At 43.2% G+C, this 16,651-nt stretch carries 15 protein-coding genes; 6 read left to right on the forward strand and 9 right to left on the reverse strand.

All coding sequences use genetic code 11. The features are described from left to right. Positions 1-11: 11 nt before the first annotated feature. A complete protein-coding gene (locus LDK34_RS06680; protein WP_178943245.1) occupies positions 12-566 on the reverse strand; it encodes an RrF2 family transcriptional regulator in 555 nt (184 codons plus the stop codon). A 194-nt stretch (positions 567-760) separates the two neighbouring features. On the opposite strand from LDK34_RS06680, the gene glpK reads away from it, so the two are divergent. Further along, positions 761-2,266, forward strand: a complete 1,506-nt coding sequence (gene glpK / locus LDK34_RS06685) for a glycerol kinase GlpK (RefSeq protein ID WP_178943246.1) — start codon at positions 761-763, stop codon at positions 2,264-2,266. A 618-nt stretch (positions 2,267-2,884) separates the two neighbouring features. Next, positions 2,885-4,366 (forward strand): glucose-6-phosphate dehydrogenase, encoded by a 1,482-nt coding sequence (zwf, locus tag LDK34_RS06690; RefSeq protein ID WP_236941598.1) that lies wholly within the window; start codon positions 2,885-2,887, stop codon positions 4,364-4,366. Positions 4,367-4,589: 223 nt separating this feature from the next. Here zwf and LDK34_RS06695 read toward each other — a convergent pair whose 3' ends face one another. The 7 genes from LDK34_RS06695 to LDK34_RS06725 form a co-directional block, all read right to left on the reverse strand. Further along, positions 4,590-4,829 carry an NAD(P)H-binding protein gene (locus LDK34_RS06695; RefSeq protein ID WP_178943248.1) on the reverse strand — a complete coding sequence of 80 codons (240 nt, stop codon included), beginning with the start codon at positions 4,827-4,829 and terminating at the stop codon, positions 4,590-4,592. A gap of 434 nt (positions 4,830-5,263) precedes the next feature. Then, complete coding sequence (locus LDK34_RS06700) at positions 5,264-5,902, reverse strand: SAP domain-containing protein (RefSeq protein WP_178943249.1); 639 nt, start codon at positions 5,900-5,902, stop codon at positions 5,264-5,266. A gap of 131 nt (positions 5,903-6,033) precedes the next feature. Then, a complete protein-coding gene (locus LDK34_RS06705) occupies positions 6,034-6,816 on the reverse strand; it encodes a matrixin family metalloprotease (protein WP_178943250.1) in 783 nt (260 codons plus the stop codon). A gap of 337 nt (positions 6,817-7,153) precedes the next feature. Further along, entirely contained in the window at positions 7,154-7,381 is a 228-nt protein-coding gene (locus LDK34_RS06710; RefSeq protein ID WP_178943251.1) for a cytochrome b5 domain-containing protein, read from the reverse strand. A 225-nt stretch (positions 7,382-7,606) separates the two neighbouring features. Next, complete coding sequence (locus LDK34_RS06715) at positions 7,607-8,455, reverse strand: SDR family oxidoreductase (RefSeq protein WP_225439121.1); 849 nt, start codon at positions 8,453-8,455, stop codon at positions 7,607-7,609. 64 nt (positions 8,456-8,519) lie between these two features. After that, positions 8,520-9,620 (reverse strand): NAD(P)-dependent alcohol dehydrogenase, encoded by a 1,101-nt coding sequence (locus LDK34_RS06720; protein ID WP_178943252.1) that lies wholly within the window; start codon positions 9,618-9,620, stop codon positions 8,520-8,522. A gap of 297 nt (positions 9,621-9,917) precedes the next feature. Beyond that, positions 9,918-10,133 carry a hypothetical protein gene (locus tag LDK34_RS06725; protein WP_178943254.1) on the reverse strand — a complete coding sequence of 72 codons (216 nt, stop codon included), beginning with the start codon at positions 10,131-10,133 and terminating at the stop codon, positions 9,918-9,920. A 191-nt stretch (positions 10,134-10,324) separates the two neighbouring features. On the opposite strand from LDK34_RS06725, the gene LDK34_RS06730 reads away from it, so the two are divergent. The 3 genes from LDK34_RS06730 to LDK34_RS06740 all read left to right on the forward strand — a co-directional run bounded on the left by LDK34_RS06730 (position 10,325) and on the right by LDK34_RS06740 (position 13,526). Beyond that, complete coding sequence (locus LDK34_RS06730; protein WP_178943255.1) at positions 10,325-11,404, forward strand: helix-turn-helix domain-containing protein; 1,080 nt, start codon at positions 10,325-10,327, stop codon at positions 11,402-11,404. 66 nt (positions 11,405-11,470) lie between these two features. Beyond that, on the forward strand, positions 11,471-11,902 hold the full coding sequence (locus LDK34_RS06735) for a hypothetical protein (RefSeq protein ID WP_178943256.1): 432 nt from the start codon (positions 11,471-11,473) through the stop codon (positions 11,900-11,902). Between the two features lie 160 nt (positions 11,903-12,062). Next, positions 12,063-13,526, forward strand: coding sequence for an Ig-like domain-containing protein (locus tag LDK34_RS06740; protein ID WP_178943257.1), 1,464 nt, complete (start codon positions 12,063-12,065; stop codon positions 13,524-13,526). Positions 13,527-13,674: 148 nt separating this feature from the next. On the opposite strand, the gene LDK34_RS06745 is transcribed toward LDK34_RS06740, so the two are convergent. Further along, entirely contained in the window at positions 13,675-14,853 is a 1,179-nt protein-coding gene (locus tag LDK34_RS06745; protein ID WP_178943258.1) for a thiolase family protein, read from the reverse strand. A gap of 319 nt (positions 14,854-15,172) precedes the next feature. Here LDK34_RS06745 and gndA point away from each other — a divergent pair, with 319 nt between their 5' ends. Continuing rightward, a complete protein-coding gene (gene gndA / locus LDK34_RS06750) occupies positions 15,173-16,615 on the forward strand; it encodes an NADP-dependent phosphogluconate dehydrogenase (protein WP_017260881.1) in 1,443 nt (480 codons plus the stop codon). Positions 16,616-16,651: the final 36 nt, after the last annotated feature.

The following is a 16,651-nucleotide window of genomic DNA, read 5'->3' on the forward strand; positions in this document are numbered from 1 at the left end:
CGACTTCCACGTTATTGATCAACTTCTCCCTGGGCCTGAGCATCACTCTTTGCCTGCAACCATGGTGTCCAATCGATCGTGATCAGTTTGCCGTCACGATGCGGGCACAACTCATTGAGCGTGGATGCAGCTAACTTGTCACGATAACTTTTCTCAGCCTCCGCAAAGATTGCCAACGCCTCTTCCTTGGCATCCCCAGGATTATGGCCTTCATCCAAGCGTCCCATGTGATAACAAGCATCAAATGACGGATCCTTGGACATGCCGAAAACGTGGTCGGCAAGTCCTGATGAAACACCGAACGGGTCAGTTCCCTCAATGGTGTTAAAAACGTCCAACATCGTAATTTGATCCGGCTCACGATTGATCACGAAGCCGCCATCCTTACCAGAAACAGATCGAACTAAGCCAGCCCGTGACAGATGTTGAATGACTTTTTTGGTATATGAATCTGATAGTCCCAGCCGTTGTGAAATCAAAGTACTGTGTAATGGTATTTCACGTTTTTGAATCGCCAAGAGCATCAACACACAGATGGCTTGTTCCAAACTTGGTTTAACTTTCATTGCGATATCCTCCAGAAATGTGCGTTTACAAACACGACATTCGGTATCCTTTTTATTAACAGGATATATAATATCCCGTTTAAAAATAAATACAAGATTAAATTTTAATTTGGAGTTTGTTCATTGCCCATTGATTCGCTATACTGACAGCATTAGTAACCGGTTACAAAGGCAAAATAAAAACGAGGCAAACTATGGCATTCGTCACTGAACATTACATTTTGGCCGTGGATCAAGGCACCTCTGCATCGCGGGCAATTATCATCAATAAAAATGGCCGACGGGTTACCGCGGCTTCCCAACCATTACCACAAATCAATCGCCATCCTGGATGGGTGGAACATGATCCGAATTTACTGTGGAATTCCGTTCAATCAGTAATTTCGTCTGTCTTGATTAACGCTGGTATCCATCCGGACCAAATTGACGGGGTTGGCATTGTCACACAACGTGAAACGACCATTATCTGGGACCGGACAACTGGTGAGCCAATTGCACCGGCAGTTGGTTGGCAGTCTAAGCAAACGGATGATGTTACCCGGCAACTCATCAAAGATGGGTACGGTGAGATGATCCATCAAAAAACAGGACTCTTTATTAATTCTTACTTCTCAGCCGCCAAAATTCGTTGGCTTCTTGATCACGTCGAGGGTGCGCAAGAACGCGCTGAAAAAGGTGAGCTCTGTTTTGGCACGGTTGATTCGTGGCTGGCATGGAAATTGTCAGGCAGTGCGCTTCATGTCACTGATTACTCCAATGCCAGTCGAACGATGCTGTTTAACATTCACACATTGGATTGGGATGATGAAATTCTCAAGCTGATGAATATTCCCCGCGCCATGTTGCCCGAGGTTAAGTCATCTTCTGAAGTCTACGGTCACACCCAAAACTATCAATTTTTCGGTGCCGAAGTCCCTATTGCTGCCCTCGCTGGTGACCAGCAGGCCGCTTTGTTTGGCCAAATGGGCTTCGATAAAGGTGTCATCAAAAACACGTATGGTGCTGGTGCCTTCATCGTGATGAATACGGGTGATGAACCGTTGATTTCAAATAACGGGCTACTTACAACCATCGCCTATGGTCTAAATGGCAGTGTGCAATACGCCCTTGAAGGCTCTATCTTCGTGGCCGGTTCCGCGATTGGCTGGCTACAAGATGAAATGAAAATGATTCCGGACGAACCAGCTGCCAAACGGGCTGCGTTAGCCTCAACTGATCACGATGAAGTCTATGTGGTCCCCGCTTTCTCCGGACTAGGTGCTCCTTATTGGGACGATGCTGCTCGTGGCGCTGTTTATGGAATCACCCGTGGGACAACTCAAAACGATTTTGTTAAGGCCACTTTACAATCGATTGCCTACCAAACACGTGACGTTATCGAAACCATGCGAAAAGATACGCAGCTTGCCATCCCCCGTTTGAAAGCTGACGGTGCCTCATCACGAAACACCTATCTTATGCAATTTCAGGCGGACATTCTTAATATGGAAATTGATCGTTCCGCTGATGAGGAAACAACAGCACTCGGTGCGGCCTTTCTAGCAGGTCTCGCCGTTGGCTTTTGGGATAATGTCGACGCCCTCCAGGCTATCTACCAACAGGGCAAGACCTTCTCTCCTTATATGCCCGAGGACCACCGGCAACGTTTGTATCAAGGCTGGCAAACAGCGGTCAAAGCAACGGAATTGTTCAAACTATAATCAAACAATGAATTTTAATCTTCTAAACTGTTGGCCTACCTGAATAATGGGTCCAGCAGTTTTTTAGTGGCATTTTGCAGAAAAATACTGGACTGTTGACTGATAGCTAGTCGATTGCGCTGTTATATGAGCCGAAGGGCGGCAACATTGACACCGAGCCGTGAAGGTCACGTTAATTCGAGTGGTTTGCTCGAATTTAGGTTACGGACGGTCGTGAAGACGTGAACTTCGGCTTTACGACGAGGTGAAAGACGGTGAACTTCCGGCTTGAACCGGTCCCACGGCGAGCGTGTCAATGTTGCCAACCGTAGGCGTCAGCTGCCCTCCTCAAAAAAGTTAATATTAGATCGATCGCTAGGCCCGTAGAAAACTTTTTTCATCAATATTTTCCATTAATGTAAATTTTTTTGAAATTCATTTTGGTGGACCAGACCAATGCTAATCGTTGATATGATAAGTTTTCATAACTAATTCACGGCCTGAACCTAATGAAACCGGTTGCTCACGGTGGTGCATCGCGCTAGATATTGTTATATAATGAACCAGTCAACGACAGAAAGCGGTTTCGTTTTCTGTCAATACAACCCTACATTTACAGGCATTTAAGGAGTGAAAACCGTGGCAACAGAATACAGCTCATTGTTTACTTTCTTTGGTGGTACTGGTGACCTTGCCAAACGTAAACTGTACCCATCCCTCTTCAAACTTTACGTTCGCGGAAACTTAGGCGAACATTTTGCCGTTCTCGGAACTGCTCGTGATAGCTGGACCGACGACAAATTCCGTGAAGTCGTAACACAATCCATTAAGGATGACCAACCGGATGCAGATATGCACGCGGCAGAAATTTTCGTGTCACATTTTTACTACATTGCACACGATGTTACGGATAAGGCGCACTACGCTGTGATGAAGGACCTCGTTGAAAAGCTGGACAAACAATACAGCATCAACGGTAACCGGATCTTCTATCTGTCCATGGCACCACGCTTCTTCGGTGAAGTTGCCCTCAACTTGAAGTCAGAAGGTTTGCTCTCTGAAAATGGTTCAAACCGTTTGGTCATTGAAAAACCATTTGGTACTGACTTCACAACTGCTGAAACTTTAAACACCCAATTATCCGGTGCATTTGACGAAACTCAAATCTACCGAATTGACCACTACCTTGGTAAGGAAATGGTTCAAAATATTCAGGCTTTGCGTTTCGGCAATACGCTTGTTGAATCTCTGTGGAACAACCGTTACATCGACAACGTTCAAGTGACCTTAAGTGAAAAACTTGGTGTTGAAGACCGTGCCGGTTACTACGATACTGCTGGTGCTTTACGTGACATGGTTCAAAACCATATCATGCAAATCGTTTCTCAATTAGCAATGGAACAACCTGTTTCATTCACTGACGCCGATGTTCGTGTTGAAAAGATCAAGGCATTGCGTTCACTCCGGGTTTACAGCCCAGCCGAAGCTGCCAAGAACTTTATCCGCGGCCAATATGGTGCTAACGATACTGAACCTGCTTACCGTGATGAACCAAACGTACCGAAGGATTCACACAACGACACGTTTGTTGCCGGTAAATTATTATTCGACAACTATCGTTGGTCAGGTGTTCCTTTCTACGTCCGGACTGGTAAGCGTTTAGCTGACAAGTTTACACGGATCGACGTTGTCTTCAAGAAGCCTTTGATCGACATCTTCGCCTTCCCACAAAACCGTGATAACTCTTTGGCACCAAATGTTTTGACCATCTACGTTGAACCAAACTCAGGCTTCTCTCTCCAATTGAACGCCAAGACTGCTGGTCAAGGTTTCGAAACGGAACCAATCCATTTGGACTTCCAGCAAGATGTTGCTCAAAAAGAAGAAACGCCAGAACCATACGAACGTTTGCTGCATGACACCTTGAAGGGTGACCAAACTAACTTCGCCTCATGGGATGAAGTTTCATACGCATGGAAGTTCGTCGATGTTATCCAGAAGTTATGGGATTCAGAAACACCAGACTTCCCTAACTACATCTCCGGTTCTATGGGACCAGCTGCATCAGATGAACTGTTGCAACGTGATCACCGGACTTGGGTATATCGCTTAAACCGTTAATTTAAATTGACGCGAGAAAGTTGTGTTGAATTCAGCTTTCCAATTTAAATATTTCAAAAAAGGCAGTAAGCAACTATTCCAAACGATTAGTTGCTTACTGCCTATTTGATTATAAAGGTAGCGCCTGGGTCAAAGCTGAGCCATTCCCCTACTTACTATTATTCATTCTTGTCATTTTCGAGTTGGTTCAGATTATTGTGAGCATTCTCGATATATATATATATTATTTGTCATTGATACCAAGGTTGCGACCATTATATTCCTGCGGATTTTGAATAATGTTTAAAACAAGTTTGGCCATATTTTCAGGAGACATGTCGCAACCATTAAATGGCCTTCCTTCTTTAGTGATCTCATAGTCTTGCGAAGTCGGACTCTTATTAATCCAGCCTGGTCGAATTACCGTATAATGCTTAGCACCATTTTCAACAAGATCGGCAGCTTCGCGATGGGGGCCAGCCATCGTTCTGGTGTTTTAAAATAGCATTAACGGACGTAACTATCTATAGCATTATGCTCGAAACACACTGTCCGTTTGAATAAGATTCACGTAGAGTAAATCTTGCCAAAAATAAATCCTGATTATGATTTATTAATAACAGAACACATTAACCGCCTGTCATTAATTTAAAATTTTGTAAAAAACGCTAAACGCCTGTAAATAATATGTGTAAATATTATTTACAGCCGTTTTATATCTGACATAATTACTTCAATAATCGAAGACCGCTCAATTTGATTGAATTAAGCCTCTCTAGTATAATTCACAATTCTTGATTGTAATTTGGCATACATCATTTCATTTTCCGATTCATTTAACATCCACGTATGCAATTTTGCCTGCATATTCTTTAATATGACAGCTTGTTTCTTAATACATATCTACGTATACAGGTCCTATTTCACATACTTTTGTATCGACTTAATGTTCTCTTTTACTAATTCACGACTATAAACCTTTTCTTTGTCTGAATCTCTGAGGATTCTCCAGATAATAGATGCTACTTTCATTTGTGAGCTAAACTTCGAGTTATATGGGTCATTTCGAAAGCTTTTTACAAAGTTATTCCACTGATAGGTTTTTTCTTCGGCGTTCTCTGTATATTTTTGTTTGTCATCATCTAAGCATGCAATTAAATCTGCCACCGTGGCGGAAGTATCAGCATTTTTTTCGACTTCCCTCATCATTACGCCCATTGATTTACGGTACGAAAACTTTTCAACTTGGAAATAACGACAGAAAAAAATTCTAGCTTCGTTATTCAGCGAAAAACCTGAATTTAACAACTTAGTGTTCAATGTGATCTGATCCGCTTTTAGACTCAATGTCGTATTTCTGCGTATTTTCCTAACACTTTTTATATTTTGAACTGGCATACCTTCCAGAAATTGAACAATATAACCTGTTAACTCAGCCTTTGTCCCATAATTTGGTAATTTATATTTTCTACAAATCTGTTCCAGCTCTGCTTTATACCAATAATATTTATGAAAGGTTTCGCTATCCATTTTGCTGTTAAATGCAGGTCTATTCATATAATACAATTCTCCCTTTCGCCGCTTATAGTTAAGAAGACCCTATGCGGTAATTACCTACAAATCATTCCATATAGTAAAACAATAACTTATGCATTCAAAAAATGTCGCGCAAAAAAAGGATGCTAAAATTAGTTCTGCGAATAGATAGCCTTCAAGCCAGCAATATCCCCACTAGTTAACTGCACACGTCCTTGCGTTACTGGATACATGACGGAATTCGGATCACTACTATGATCAAGCCCCAATGCGTGGCCCACTTCGTGAATGGCCACAGCATCGTTGTATGAACTCAAATAGGCTGTATTCAGCTTGGCACTTCCATGATTCGTTGCGTTAGCGCCACTAAAATTCGTTTGGTAAATTTCTGGACCGCCATGACCTACCTCAACTGCGCCATCACTGGCTGCTTTTGAAACTTCATGATAGGTGCTAAACGTCAACTGGTTTTGTCCACTGCCCGCGTGACCGGGTTTAAGGGTAACAATCCCGGTCGCATTATACGTTTGCACGGCAGTATCAAACGCCAAACGCACTGCCGGCGAATCAGAAGCTGCATACTCGTAGTAGTACGTGGGTTGCAAATGAACATTACTGACAATCGATTCAACTGGCGTCGCATCGGTGGCAGTTGAATTGTCTTTAGATGCTGCAACGTGTGATGATGGCCTGCCGCTAGACGATGTTTCCTGTGAAGCCGTTGAATTCTGGGCGCCAGCATTGGCGTTTAATGTAACGGCCGTAAAAAAAGTATTTACTTGTTCGTGAACCTTTTGAAATGACCGTTGAATGTTGGCCGGGCTAACCTGGGCAGAAAGTTGCTTCTCCAGCAGTGGGTGATTTTGTAAAAACAGGGCGCCGCCAACAATCACGACAACGAGTCCTACAAGTCGGCCCAAATAATTCTTACGCATAATCATAACCTCGCGTGAGCCAAGCTCACTTTCCAAACGAGACAAATTCCTTGAACTACCCACAAAGTATAAAGGCTACCTACACAACCTTTCAACGTTATTGCTATTGATTAACAGATGTTTAAACAATGAAGACATCTGATTTGCAAAACTGAGCTGTGACACAAGTCCGGTTTGAGAACGAGCATTAACGTAAAGCTGCCCCATTCCCGAACTTGGGGAATGGGTCAGTTTTGGGTTAAGCGGAATTCTCAGGACTTTGGAGCGCGATATTGCTCATATTATTCGTCCTCAATAAACTTATGTCACAACCTCGTTGTAGTATTTGATATTTTTACTAAATCAATTGCCCAACGACTGGTTTATCAGTTAATGTTTTTTTACCGTGCGGAGATTTTTTGATCATTTCTGTGAGGTCTCTGCCAGCCGTCAGACCGTGGTGTTGGCCACCCTGCCAAGCATCAACATTCGTCAGATCATAAACAGTGCCATCTACAGCCACATAGGCCTTATGACCATCTTTGCCATCAAATTGCTTTAGTTCATCCATAGTGAAATCTTGCATTTGTAAGCGCCTCCTTATGTTTGCATTGAGTATAGCACCTCAATTAACAAACGTGGTAAATTTTAACAAGAACCATGCTTAAAAAATTAAGCTTCAAATTTTCTTTAAAGTCAGCAGTTTTACTCAAAATGATATTTAACGATTACTGAGTCACTAACATATTGATAATCTACATAACTTAAAACACCAACCTCATTCAATTGAGATTGGTGCCAGCTTCCACATTTAAAATTTAATCTGCTGCTTCATATAGTCTTCATAACTTGTCGGTTTGCGGCCAAGCAACAAGCGTAGGACATTCGAGTTACCATCGAGTCCCCATTTACTATACGTATCTGCTAGGTGGCGAAAGGCATCTCGTGAATAAACATTTTGAATGCCTGCCTGATTAAGAAACTCTGTCATATCGACACGCTTGGCAACGGCATGCTCGCCTGTTAATCGGTTATACAATGCTACTAAATCTACCGGTGAAGCGTAATCCGTACCTACCAATTCATACGTGGCCTTATTATGCTTCTCAGGATTTTGGGCCACCTCTACGACTACATCACCAACGTCTTCCGGTGCCACATAGGAAAGTTTGGTATTGATATCATAAAAGATATTGTAGGCACTCGTTTCATGAACCATGTTTGGATTGAAATTATGCATATAGTGCATCGGTTGCAAAATAGTATATTGATAATCCTTAACCATCCCGGTATAAATCATGTGTTCTTCAACATCACGTTTCATCAAATGCTGACGCAACGTAGATAGAATTGGATGAGTAACCGAAATAAAGATAAATTGTTTGTGGGCAGCAGCCAACTGGTCCGTCAAATACTTGCCAATATCCGCTTCTTCTGCGACAAACAAGGGTGGAATTTCCACGACACTGTCGACATCCGCAATCAGCTTATCAATTTCATCTGCACGGGTTAAATCTGCAACGACCCCTTCACGAATACCTGGCAAATCTTTCACGGCTGGATTAATGTCCGTTGCTTTTACGTCGAATCCAGCGGCCACTAGTTTGCTCACAATCACGCGACCAGTGTGGCCAGCAGCTGAGGTTACTAAAATCATCATGCTTACCTCCCGATTAAATTTTGTTTCCCGTAACACTAAACTTTATTGATGTTATCTGCATAAATTAAGGCATCCGCAAAATGGCCTTCACTGTGGTTCCGTTTAATGAGTCTTCAAAGGCCTGATTGACATCTTTTAGATCGTAAAACTTAACCAGTTTATCAAACGGAAAGTCACCTTGTTGATACAACTGAATCAGTTGAGGAATAAACAGCTTAGGCAATGAGAATCCTTGTAACACACCCGTGACTTGGCGAGCCGGCACCAGAATGTCATTCATCATGCTCAAGTCCGCATGCGCTGCGCCGCCAATGATTGCAGTATGGCCAAGAATCCCCGTGCTGCGGATGGCTTGCTCTGGCAAGCCATTAGCAGGAGCCGAAACAACAGCATAATCCACACCACCGTCAGTCATTTCTTGAATCATCGCTGGCACATCATCAACTGTCTTGCTGTTAATAATATCCGTTGCCCCAAGTGCCTTGGCTTCTGCCAACCGTGTATCAAAGATATCAACAGCGATGATTTTGGCAACGTGCATCGCCTTGGCCGCCATAATAGCTGCATCGCCGACCGTTCCAGTACCGAACACTGCCATTGAACTGCCAACTTCGGGTTTAAGAATGTGCATAACGGTACCAGCCCCCGTTTGTAAGCCACATCCCAATGGTCCAAGCAGACTAACATCAACATCCTTGGTTACTTTGACAGCGTTTCGTTCCTGAACCTTCGCATAGGTACCAAATGATGATTGCTGGAAGAACGACGTTACTGGCTGACCGTTCAAGGTAAAACGGCTACCACCGTAGTAATCAACGCCACCAAAATTCAATTCATCTGAGCGTTCACACGCATATGGACGACCGGCCAGACACTGACGACAATGACCACAGCTAGCATATGAAATTGCCACATGATCCCCAACTTGAAACTCGCGGACATCTTCACCGACCCGCTCGACAATGCCGGCACCTTCATGTCCCAAAACAATCGGAAATTCACTGCGGCCCATACCGGTTTTGGCACGCATAATATCTGCGCCACAAACGCCGACCGCAACGATTTTAACTAATAATTGATCACCATGTAACGTGTCATCTAATTCAACGGGTTCAACAACTAAGGGTTCACCCTTAGCCGGCGCAACAGCTGCTGTAATTTGCATAATTTGTACTCCTTATCTTTGCTGTGTACACAAATCGACCATCAAATGCTTTGTAAGTTATCTCACATGAGTATCGTAACAATTTTGAGGCAATCTTCGCTAGAATCCGTTTTCATTTCGACCATTTATTTGCTTGTGCAAACATATTGGTTTGGAAAGTCACTTTACAAACGGTCAACAGGTTCGCAGATTGGCCATTTGATCAACAATTCATTGTTCTTATCGCGCAAAAAAGCACCAGTAACAAAAGTAACTGATGCCATCAATAATCATTTATTCAATTACCAACAATCTTGACTACTCGATTTCAATAACACGTTCTTGGTCACCAAGCGTGGTTAGAAACGTGCCATCATTGCGACGCGATTCAACAATTCTTCCCTGATAAATCACACTATCAATGTCGAACTGAAAAAAACCACTACCCAATTCCAAAGCTGTCATTTTATAATCGCCAAGTTGGTCATCATGATACTGTTTCTTGTTTGTTAATGAAGCCTTTAATTTCTCCACGACTGCTATTTGCCTCCTAAGCACAAAAATGTCTTAATAAAATCATTTCCGTTATTCTAAAGATACAAATTGAAGATTAAAACTGCCTTGCAATAATTCAAAAATTATCGAAAAATTTGAGAACCATACGTTTAGTTTAGTGGGTAAATTAATTAATGGCAACAGTTATTTACGACACTGAGGTGGAATTAATGAACAAAGAAGATCTTTTAGAGCCGTTTGAACGGCGACAGATTAGGATTTTGCAATATCTATACCGTAATAATGGCGAGGCCAAAATTTCAGAAATTGCGACCGCGTTACCTTTTTCAAGTCGCAATTTATTAATGGACGACCTACAAGCCATCCAAATGGTGCTGAGACCTTCACTAATCCAATATGATATTTCCTTTAAATGGAACAATGAAAAAGTTCATTTACGCATCAACGGTCAAATGAGTCTGAAAACGCTCATTTTTTCGTACTATCGCCAGACACCCAAGATCAGCATTATCGAAAATATCGTACTTAATCCCAACCTAACAAGCATTCAATTGGCCACGAAACTCAACTTCAGTGTGGCCACTCTTTATCGTAAGATTGCCGAACTCAATGAGCTTTTAGCACCCTTTCACGTCAAAATCAACCAACTGCGGCTCACTGGCCCAGATCTCGCTATCCAACATTTAATGTATGAACTGCTGTGGAATGTCTGTCCAAAAGACCAGTACGTTTACCGTCGTTATTTGCAGCGCAACAGTCCATTAGCGGAAACAATGCATCGTTTATTAATCGATGGGTCTAATAAATATCTCGCAGCTGACGGGCCTCGCAAACTGTACACTTGGCTACTAATTATTCGGCTGCGCAACCGACATGCCGACACGACAATGACCTTATCGCCCCTCGCTCGCCAAGTCTATAAGACCATGGCAAGTGCGCCCCATTTTCAGCAGTTGTGGCGCAAACTACAAGATTCGATGCCGACGTTTATGCAGCGAATCGAGAAGATCGAACTGGAGCAAAGTTTATTGATTTTTTGTGTTGCTCATGAAGTTTTTCCCATTGACGACGCCTTTTGGCAACCCGCTGTTGATATGGTCAATCCCACCGATTCCTTAGCTAGTACGGCGCAAACTATCCACCAAGAATATGTTCAGCCAATGCTTAATCTAGACACACCAACCATTACACGATACAGTGTCGCTACTCTCTATCGCACATTGGTCAACCTCACTGTCTGTGCTGGTCATATCAACGTTATGCGTCCAGATACAACAACGCGTTACTAACAACGCCTTCATAATGAATTGATCATTCGTCAGGCCCACGAGCTTACTCGCGTCATCGTTTCATCCTTGGCAGACAAATTTCAACTTTCTGTCGATCCAGGATATGTGCAACAGCTTATGGTGCTACTGCGTTTAACGTTGAGACAGCGATTTGCACCGACCTACCGAATTGGCGTCGACCCAGAAATTGGTGAGATGTGGCTTGAACCCTTTATTCAAATTTGCCAAAACTACTTTAATCAGACACTTAGAACAACAGTTGAAGTCTTTGACCCAAATAAACAATACGACCTTTATTTATCTGACCATTGTCCCGATCAGCCTGTCATTCAAGCTACCCAAACATACATTTTGACGGACCTAGGATCCGAAGATGATTTGAATAAAATAACTGAATTACTCCAAACTACCCCAAATAATCGAGGCTTAACTGGCCATCCACGCGAGCTATCGGCAACGACCCCACCATGCCATCAAACACCAAGGAGCGTACTTTAATCGACGTCGAATATCGTAAATTTATCATTTTTCTAGGTATATCAATTTTTCACCAATCGGATTTCTCGTAAAAATCGAACCCACCGTGAAGTTTGAGACATTATCCTCTCATTTCTCTCGTACGCTATTTTCAAGAGCAACTTGGGAGGAAGATTAAATTATGAAAAATTCTCGATTGATAAACTGGCTACTTATTATGTTCACCGTGATGATTGGCTTCATTTTCAACACTCAGACTGCACAAGCCGCAACATACGGCAACGAATTCATCACTAGTGGAACAATTACAAATGGACCTAATTTTAGCTATGCCAGTAACGTCAATGTGCGCTACGACTGGGCAGTGCCAAACGACGTTCATATCGCTGCTAACGATCAAATGAAGATTCAATTACCTGACGCCCTTCGTGTCTCAAAAGAATCAACTTTTCCGCTGCTTGCAGATGATGGCACGGAGTTAGGAACTGTCGATGTAAAGACTGATGGCACAATGGTGGTTACGTTTAATGAAACTGCAGCAACCCTGAGCGACCTTCATGGCACCATTACCTTCTCGACCAAACTCAATGCGGCGACAGTCGGATTAGGTGAACAAAACGTGCCGTTTGAGACTAACAATGGCACATTAACAAGTCCAGTGATTGTCAGTCCATCCACAAATAACTTGTCTAAAAAAGGCAGCTTCACGACTGACAACAACGGCAATCCAGCAATCAAATGGACTATTTTAGTTAATCGTAACGAATTACCGATGGAAAATGTAAAAGTTTCAGATATCATCACTGATGCCGATCAACAATTGGTCCCTGACAGCATTACTGTGTCTAATGGGCACTGGACAGACCCCATCACACAAGCAAGCTATAAGCGTGATGAAACGCTGACTGCTGGAACAGATTACACAGTATCAGTGACTGGCGATAGTTTTGAAACAACGTTTGCTAAACTCGACTCGCAGATGGTTGTCATTGATTACCTAACAACGTTTAAGGATCCAGCAGTTGCCTCAGATGGCAGTTCTATCTTTAGAAATACGGCCACAATGAGCTGGGGTACAAACGGCAGTGGTACTAATACTGAAAAAGCTACCGCCAGCGTAAAACAAACTGCCGGTTCAGGAACAGGCAGTGGTTCAGAGAATAATAACTCTGGTGAAGAATCAAACAGTAGTTCGGATAACAACAATTCCAATGAAAGTTCAACCAGCGAATCCAATAGTGCCTCCGAAAGCTCAAACAGCAATTCATCAGAAAATAGTGACAACAGTTCTGTTGAAAGTAATGGTAACTCAGACAGTCATCAAGTAGACACTAATCACGCCTATGAAAGTTCAACGGATAACTCTGTGATTGCTTCTAACGATTCAAGCGCTAGTCACCTTACGTCCGACAATCTATCTTCGACATCTGACAATCGTGACCAAACAGTAATTGCGGGCTCATCGAATTCGTCCTCAAATGTGCCATCTAACGGTCAGTCCGTTTCAACCAAAGAATCTGCAAAACAGAAGGATTCTCTGGCAGAGGCTTTGCCACACACTGGTCAGCAAATTAGCATTTCACTAATTATTGTCGGTGTTATCTCGCTCACCGGCCTCATTATTTACCGACTACGTCAAAACTAAATTGATAGAAATATTTCGATCAGATCAGTCTGTTTAGAACAATGAGATTGACGAAAACGGAATTACTTAGCCTGAACACTAAAAAATCACGATAATTACACCCAAGAATGGCAGGTGTAGTCATCGTGATTTTTATATACTAAAGGTTTTAATTAACTTCCACAGAGAGAGCAATGCCCAATCCTCCACCAATACATAAGCCGGCAACACCCGTATGCTGATTGGCGTGCTTCAAAGCATAAATCAGTGTCGTTACGATCCGAACGCCTGTCGCCCCAAGGGGATGCCCGATGGCAATGGAACCGCCATTTAGATTCAGTTTAGCCGCCGGAATCTTCAGGTCGCGGGCAACTGCCACGCTTGGTGCTGCAAAGGCTTCATTCAGCTCAAACAAGTCGATATCCGACACCGTCTGATGCTGTTTAGCAAGTAACTCACTGACTGCTTTAACAGGTGAATAGCCCATTGTTTGTGGGTTGACGCCAACTTCTTGATAACCCTTAATGGTCGCCAATGGTTTCAAACCTAACTCGTCGACTTTGTTTTTACGCATCAGGATCATGGCAGCAGCACCATCGTTCAGTGGCGCTGCATTGCCGGCCGTGACGGTGCCACCAAGTTCAAAGCTCGGTCTAAGTTTAGCCAACTTCTCGAGACTGGTATCTTCACGAATCGTTTCATCACGATCGATAACGGTTTCCCCATGCCGATTTTTAACGGTTAGTGGCAGCATTTCATCGGCAAACGCACCATCGTCACTGGCTTTGGCTGCATGCTGATGTGAGGCCAAGGCAAAAGCATCCTGTTGTTCGCGACTAACGTGGTACTGCTCTGCAACGTTCTCGGCAGTCACACCCATCGGCTGATTTGAAAAGGCATCCGTCAAGCCGTCATGCTCCATGCTATCAACCATCGTTGTGTCACCAAACTTAGTCCCCAATCGCATACCATTCGTCAGGTAAGGTGCATTGGTCATGCTTTCCGTGCCAACTACTAAAACAGCATCGGCATCACCCATAACAATAGCTGATTGACCCAATCGAATCGCTTTTAAACCTGATCCACAAACTTCATTAACGGTCATCGCTGGGCTGCCTTCCGGAACGCCAGCGTTGATCCCAATTTGACGACCAACATTTTGCCCCGAGCCAGCCTGTAAGACGTTGCCGACAATCGTTTGATCAATGATACTTGGATCAACGTTTGCCCGCTTAATTGCAGCCTTAGCCGCTAAGGTTCCTAATTCAACTGCACTAAAGCTGGCCAATGCGCCGCCCATTTTTCCTACAGGTGTGCGCACAGCACTGACGATAACAACGTCGTCCATGAGTCTCCCTCTTTCTACTCTGTTTGACTGCTTCTTTTTCACAAGTAAACTCAAGTCTAACCGATGTCGAATATTACGGCAATTATTTAAGAACAATGACAAACGATTGTAACCAAGTTTTATAAACTGTCAGCGTAAATTTATTTCACAACTAATTTCATTAAACGAACCCCTAGCGGTTGAAAAATGTAAGCGTATCAACTACCATAATAGCTGTAATAGTGTTGCTCTTCACAATTGTGGAACATCGTTGACATAACGGGATTGTGCCCATAATGATAATGATTTTCACAATAAAACATAACAAGGAAGGTTTATCATGGCAGATCAAAAAGCACAAATTGGTGTTGTTGGTTTAGCAGTTATGGGTAAGAACTTGGCCCTAAACATTGAAAGTCGCGGTTTCACTGTAGGTGTATACAACCGTTCACGTTCAAAGACCGATGACATGATGAAGGACCACGGCGACAAAAAGTTAGTTCCTAGTTATACGATTGAAGATTTCGTTAAGTCTCTTGAAACACCTCGTCGGATTTTGATGATGGTTAAAGCTGGTGCCCCAACGGACGCCGTTATCCAAGAATTATTACCATTACTCGACAAGGGTGATGTTTTAATCGACGGTGGGAACACTAACTTCCACGACACCATGGCTCGTAACGCTGAACTGGACAAGTCCGGGATCAACTTTATCGGTATGGGTGTATCCGGTGGTGAATTAGGTGCCCTTCAAGGTCCTTCACTAATGCCTGGTGGTCAAAAGGCCGCTTATGACTTAGTTGCCCCAATCCTTGAACAGATTGCTGCCAAGGCACCTCAAGATGGCAAACCATGTGTAGCGTACATCGGCCCTAACGGTGCTGGTCACTACGTTAAGATGGTCCACAACGGTATCGAATATGGTGATGAAGAGCTGATCGACGAAAGCTACAACATCATGCGTAACGTTGCCGGCATTTCTGTTGATGAAATGGCTGACATCTTTAAAGAATGGAACAAGGGTGAATTGGACAGTTACTTAATCGAAATCACCGCCGACATCTTGACTCATAAAGATGACTTAGGCGACGACAAGACAAAGCCTATCCTTGACATGATCTTGGACCGTGGTAACAACAAAGGTACTGGTAAGTGGAGTTCAGAAGATGCTTTGAACATTCAAGTACCACAATCAGTTATTACTGAATCCGTTTACGCTCGTTACATCTCAATGATGAAGGACGAACGTGTTAAGGCTTCTAAAGTATTACCAGCAGCTAAGAACCAAGGTAAGGCTGAAATCGGTGACAAGAAAGAATTCATCGAAAAGATTCGTCAAGCTTTGTTCTTCAGTAAGTTAATGAGCTACGCACAAGGTTTCGAACAATTGCGTGTTGCTTCTGAAACTTATGACTGGGACTTACAATTTGGTCAATTAGCACAAATCTGGCGCGCAGGTTGTATCATCCGTGCCGGCTTCCTTCAAAACATCACTGATGCCTTTGACAAAGATCCTAAGTTGACAAACTTATTGTTCGACGACTACTTCAAGGACATCGCTGCTAAGTACCAAGAATCAGTTCGTGACGTTGTTGCCATGGCTGTTAAGGCTGGGGTTCCAGTTCCTAGCTTCTCAGCTGCCATCACTTACTACGACAGTTTCCGTGCAGAAGTTTTGCCAGCTAACTTGTTGCAAGCACAACGTGACTACTTCGGTGCTCACACTTACGAACGTACTGACCGTCCTGGTAACTTCCACTACACTTGGTACGAAGAACAATAGACTTCGGATTAAATGTTGTGAGTAATCTATTTGTTT

It is taken from the genome of Furfurilactobacillus milii (assembly GCF_021654115.1).
Classification (GTDB): domain Bacteria; phylum Bacillota; class Bacilli; order Lactobacillales; family Lactobacillaceae; genus Furfurilactobacillus; species Furfurilactobacillus milii.

Coding starts and splice junctions, on each gene's coding strand:
- LDK34_RS06730 (WP_178943255.1), top strand. CDS start 10,325: ATGAACAAAGAAGATCTTTTAGAGCCGTTTGAACGGCGACAGATTAGG.
- glpK (WP_178943246.1), top strand. CDS start 761: ATGGCATTCGTCACTGAACATTACATTTTGGCCGTGGATCAAGGCACC.
- LDK34_RS06700 (WP_178943249.1), bottom strand. CDS start 5,902: ATGAATAGACCTGCATTTAACAGCAAAATGGATAGCGAAACCTTTCAT.
- LDK34_RS06745 (WP_178943258.1), bottom strand. CDS start 14,853: ATGGACGACGTTGTTATCGTCAGTGCTGTGCGCACACCTGTAGGAAAA.
- LDK34_RS06720 (WP_178943252.1), bottom strand. CDS start 9,620: ATGCAAATTACAGCAGCTGTTGCGCCGGCTAAGGGTGAACCCTTAGTT.
- LDK34_RS06695 (WP_178943248.1), bottom strand. CDS start 4,829: ATGGCTGGCCCCCATCGCGAAGCTGCCGATCTTGTTGAAAATGGTGCT.
- LDK34_RS06715 (WP_225439121.1), bottom strand. CDS start 8,455: ATGATGATTTTAGTAACCTCAGCTGCTGGCCACACTGGTCGCGTGATT.
- LDK34_RS06710 (WP_178943251.1), bottom strand. CDS start 7,381: ATGCAAGATTTCACTATGGATGAACTAAAGCAATTTGATGGCAAAGAT.
- LDK34_RS06680 (WP_178943245.1), bottom strand. CDS start 566: ATGAAAGTTAAACCAAGTTTGGAACAAGCCATCTGTGTGTTGATGCTC.
- LDK34_RS06705 (WP_178943250.1), bottom strand. CDS start 6,816: ATGCGTAAGAATTATTTGGGCCGACTTGTAGGACTCGTTGTCGTGATT.
- LDK34_RS06740 (WP_178943257.1), top strand. CDS start 12,063: ATGAAAAATTCTCGATTGATAAACTGGCTACTTATTATGTTCACCGTG.
- gndA (WP_017260881.1), top strand. CDS start 15,173: ATGGCAGATCAAAAAGCACAAATTGGTGTTGTTGGTTTAGCAGTTATG.